Below are 4,054 nucleotides of genomic sequence, written 5' to 3' on the forward strand. Positions count from 1 at the left end.
GCTCCTGCAATTGGCGGAGTAAATCAGGAAGTTTTTGCAGTAAATGCCAGGGTGAGATGGAGGGGTCATAAAGTGGACTGAGTTCAAAACGGCTAAGGTAGGTCGAAAGCTTGATCATATACCAAACAATTACAAAACAGTGTGAATGAAAAAGATCTTAGCGCTTTCAAAGTGATTGTTTCTGGCCCAATAGGTTTGACTAGGAATGGCTTCGCCGACGTTTCCATTTTCGAAAAAGTCGCGGGCCGTACCAGAGCCAGATTCCCGTGATCATCAGAATAATCAAACCTATTCCAAGGCCATTCATAGTGATCAACTTAAATCCATCGGAAACAATAGAGCCATCGTGAAGTTTCTCAATCCAGTCGGAGTGCCGCTTAGCTATGGATAAGATTTCTCCACTAGTTCCGTCAATCTGCACTTCCCACCAGCCCTTTCAAATAAGACTTTGGCAATGCCCTTGGAAGGGCGTACATCTATGCGATCAATGGCATTTTCTCCCAACTCCGGATGGCTAGCAACAAAAGCGGCTTGAGCCAAATCCGCTAATTCAGAGACGGGTTTCCAATCTGCCAAGGATTTGCTTTCCCCCTTCTGCGTCGGTGGTTGGATCCAATCGACATCCTTTTTCCAAGCCAAAGAAAATACCCGTCAAGCACTGATCAGGAGTAAGATGGCAAACTCAGGCCAAAGTACTTATGGTAAACCCTATATTTTCTTAGACTTCTGGTGATCCGTGACAACTTAACTTATTTAATCATACTCCAAGTTAAAAACCGAACATTTAGTAATCCGGTCAATTCTTTTACTTCCTTCACGGTTTGTTGGGCGCGCTTTCGAATTTCGGCAGAGGAGGCCTTTATCTGATTCTTTACTTCTTTCTTATTACTGAGCAATTCTTGCTTTTTGGCTCTAATCGGCGCGCTTACGGATACTAGCGCATCTGCTACCGCCGCTTTAGGTCTACGTACTTCAGCTCACCTTTGTTGTAATCCTCCATCAAACTATCGTGAGCTTCCTGATGATTGGAGGCTTTCAATAGGCTGAAAAGGTTTTCTACGCCCGGGCTCATTTCTCCAGCAGGTGTATTCTCCCGTATCTGTTACCGGCGGAGCGAATCTGCTTGCGGATACGTGCTTCGTCCGCAAATAGGTCGATGTTGTGCTTTTCGCCTAAACTAGCACTCATTTTCCGGTTAGGATCTGCCGTGGACATCACCTTTGGGATCTCCGTATATAGCGGTTCAGGGCAAACAAAAAACTCTTTGCCCATCAAGTGATTAAAACGAGTCGCAATGTTTCTGGATAATTCGAGGTGTTGCTCCTGATCTTTTCCGACGGGAACGTAGCTTGCTTGATAAATCAGGATGTCAGCAGCCTGTAGTACAGGATAACCGAACAAACCAGCAGAGATAAATCCTTCACCACTCTTCTCTTGACTTTGCGCACTCTTATCTTTGAACTGCGTCATCCGCGTCAATTGTCCGTAGGAGGCAAAGCAATTGAGGATCCAGCCAATTCAGCGTGTTCAGGAATTAGGGATTGGATAAAGACATGTTCTTTCTTTAAGCCGCAGGCTAATAGGTTAAAGGCCAAATCCCACACATTTTCTCGCAATTTCTTAGGAGAGAAAGGCATAGTCATGGCGTGATAGTCCACGATCCCGTAAAAGCAATCGTATTCTTCCTGCAGTTTAACCCAGTTGGCAATAGCGCCAAAATATCTTCCAAAATGTAGATTACCGGTGGGCTGAATACAAGAAAGTACCGTCTTTTTTTCCATTAGTTGTTATTAATTCCTCGTTCGTAATGCTTAACTGAATCTATACTGTAATTGGTTCCAGGTCTGGAATATATCTCTGTAGCTATTAATCGTTCAAGCCGAAGCCAGCGATCACAGAAATCTCAATATTGACGAACTTAGGCAGGTTTGCTACTCGACCAACTCCCTGGCTGGTGCCGTTGCTTCATTGAAGTACTCTGCGTATACGGCATTAATGCGGCTATATTGATGCATATCACTTACAAAGACACTGCATTTAATAACATCTTCGAAGGTCAAGCCCGCTTCTTCCAAGATAGCTTGAATATTCTTCATGACTTGGTGCGTTTCCGCTTCAATGTTATCATTAACGAGCTCCCCAGAAGCCGGATCAAGGGCTATTTGTCCAGAAGCGTAAAGTGTATCGCCATGAATGATGGCTTGATTGTAGGGACCTACGGGAGCAGGTGCATTTGAGGTAGTGATAATTTTTTCATGCAGGTTATTGGTTCAGGTATGAATGGCTTTGACCTCATGATTAGAAGGGCCAAAGTCGATTAGGGTTAAAGCTGACAATTAAAACACAAAAAGCCCCACATCTATTCTGTTCGGATGGGAGCTTACTGTGTATATCTTTGAGAAAGATCTTAATCTTCGAACTCGGCTTTCACTAATATCTTACCACGGTAGTACATGTTGCCTTCAGCATCATAGTATGCGCGGTGATAGATATGCTTTTCGCGGTAGTAGAACAAGTGGCTACTTGCGGAGTAGCTGCCTTCTTATGCGTTCTACGCTTGTGCTTACGCTGCTTCGAAATTCTACTCTTGGGATGTGCCATTATACAGTGATTTAATGATTCTCAATAAGTTAGTTAATAGTTTGACCTAGTCTACTTCTCTTTCAGCTTCTTGAGGGGCGTCCCAAATGGGATTATCCTGTTGTTCCTCTTCATTTTGGGTCTCCAAGTACCCTAGCATTTTATCATCGCAGGGTCTTTCATCCTCGGCTTGACAATCGTAGGTTTTAATCATCGGAATAGCCAAGCAGATGAATTCATACACATACTTGGAAACATCCAATTTGGGTGTTTTCTGGGTGTATGAAGATCACTTCTGCTTCTTCCGAAGTTTCTTCTAAGGAATACTTAACCAACAATCGTTCTGCGCCTTCAATGAAGGTCTATGGGAGCCAGACATCGATCACAATCCGTCTTGACTGTACCTTCAAAATCAAAATGAAGGACATACATATCGGATTGCTTATTCAATTCTAAGCGCACCTCCACATCACCATCCTGAACAGGAGCATTTTCAAATTGCTCAAAAAAGAAGCATCTATTTCAAAAGTGTAATCATGCAGTCCGGGAAATAAACCTCGGATGGGATTACAAAGGTACTAGCGGATTCATTGCTAGTAATTTATCAATTAATGAAACTCCTCATTCGGAGATTTTACAAAGCGTTCGGATCAAACGGACCGCAAAGATAGTTTTTTTTTGAACAATATGCGACCTTTAAAACGAGTATTTTTATGCGCGGCGGCCTGAAAATCTATATTCTCACAGATGGACCAATTTTTTAATTGCCGCTTAACACCATAGTCCCAGAATAAACCGTTTAAAGCCTTACATTTGCATCTGTTTTAGAACAGCAGGATCACTTGCCAGAATGCTATGATACCGAACAATACTAAGTATCCATCTGCAGGTAATCTGAATTGGAAATAAACCTAGCCGACTATCCCTCAGCACTTCAATTGGATCAATACTACCCATACTTACGCCTCTTTATGGTTGGTTTAGTTATTTGCATTTTTCGATTATTTGAACATGCTATCCAACACCTTTTTACAGATGAGAACGAACGCTCACAACACCATACAAAGCTACGCGTCACGAATTGGAAAAATCTTATTGCTGGGAAGCTTCATCTTTGGTCCTTCCTGCCTATCTGGTCAAATTGTCTGGCAGGAGAACTTCAGCACCTACCCTGATGGAACCCAGAATACTGCCATGTGGAGCACTAATTTCAACGATTGTGATGATGCCGATGTGAATATGGGCAACAATTTTTGGGGAGTGCAAGGCGGGGAGTTTCGAATTAACGACATGGAAGGCTTCAATTGCACGGGTGGTGGCGGAGATAATGCCAATGAATTCATCACTAATCCTATAGATATTAGTGCTAACGATTGTGTAGATATATCGATCGATATTGGAGGAAGTGGAGGGCTTGAGTGTGATTTCCCCGGTGGCCCCAACTTTACTGCTGATAATAGTCATGATCAATTAG

5 protein-coding genes and 1 pseudogene are annotated in these 4,054 nt (G+C 42.9%); 1 reads left to right on the forward strand and 5 read right to left on the reverse strand.

Annotated features, from left to right (window positions below; all coding sequences use genetic code 11):
- Positions 1 to 381 precede the first annotated feature (381 nt).
- The 5 genes and pseudogenes from D5R40_RS30820 to D5R40_RS30840 all read right to left on the reverse strand — a co-directional run bounded on the left by D5R40_RS30820 (position 382) and on the right by D5R40_RS30840 (position 2,842).
- Complete coding sequence (locus D5R40_RS30820) at positions 382 to 639, reverse strand: hypothetical protein (RefSeq protein WP_124155713.1); 258 nt, start codon at positions 637 to 639, stop codon at positions 382 to 384.
- A 429-nt stretch (positions 640 to 1,068) separates the two neighbouring features.
- A pseudogene (gene trpS / locus D5R40_RS43110) lies at positions 1,069 to 1,781 on the reverse strand (tryptophan--tRNA ligase).
- A 150-nt stretch (positions 1,782 to 1,931) separates the two neighbouring features.
- Positions 1,932 to 2,261, reverse strand: a complete 330-nt coding sequence (locus D5R40_RS30830) for a Rid family detoxifying hydrolase (RefSeq protein ID WP_339379503.1) — start codon at positions 2,259 to 2,261, stop codon at positions 1,932 to 1,934.
- A 169-nt stretch (positions 2,262 to 2,430) separates the two neighbouring features.
- Positions 2,431 to 2,601, reverse strand: coding sequence for a 50S ribosomal protein L32 (rpmF, locus tag D5R40_RS43115; protein ID WP_205127763.1), 171 nt, complete (start codon positions 2,599 to 2,601; stop codon positions 2,431 to 2,433).
- Between the two features lie 46 nt (positions 2,602 to 2,647).
- Entirely contained in the window at positions 2,648 to 2,842 is a 195-nt protein-coding gene (locus tag D5R40_RS30840) for a DUF177 domain-containing protein (protein ID WP_124155714.1), read from the reverse strand.
- A gap of 749 nt (positions 2,843 to 3,591) precedes the next feature.
- Between D5R40_RS30840 and D5R40_RS30845 the strand changes: the two genes are divergently transcribed.
- Positions 3,592 to 4,054: hypothetical protein (locus D5R40_RS30845; protein WP_134239650.1), on the forward strand; the 463-nt coding region annotated here is incomplete at its 3' end.

Source organism: Okeania hirsuta (assembly GCF_003838195.1).
Lineage (GTDB): Bacteria > Cyanobacteriota > Cyanobacteriia > Cyanobacteriales > Microcoleaceae > Okeania > Okeania hirsuta.

What these genes read in the sequence shown, in the direction of transcription:
- rpmF (WP_205127763.1), bottom strand. Translation starts at nt 2,601, where the DNA reads ATGGCACATCCCAAGAGTAGAATTTCGAAGCAGCGTAAGCACAAGCGT.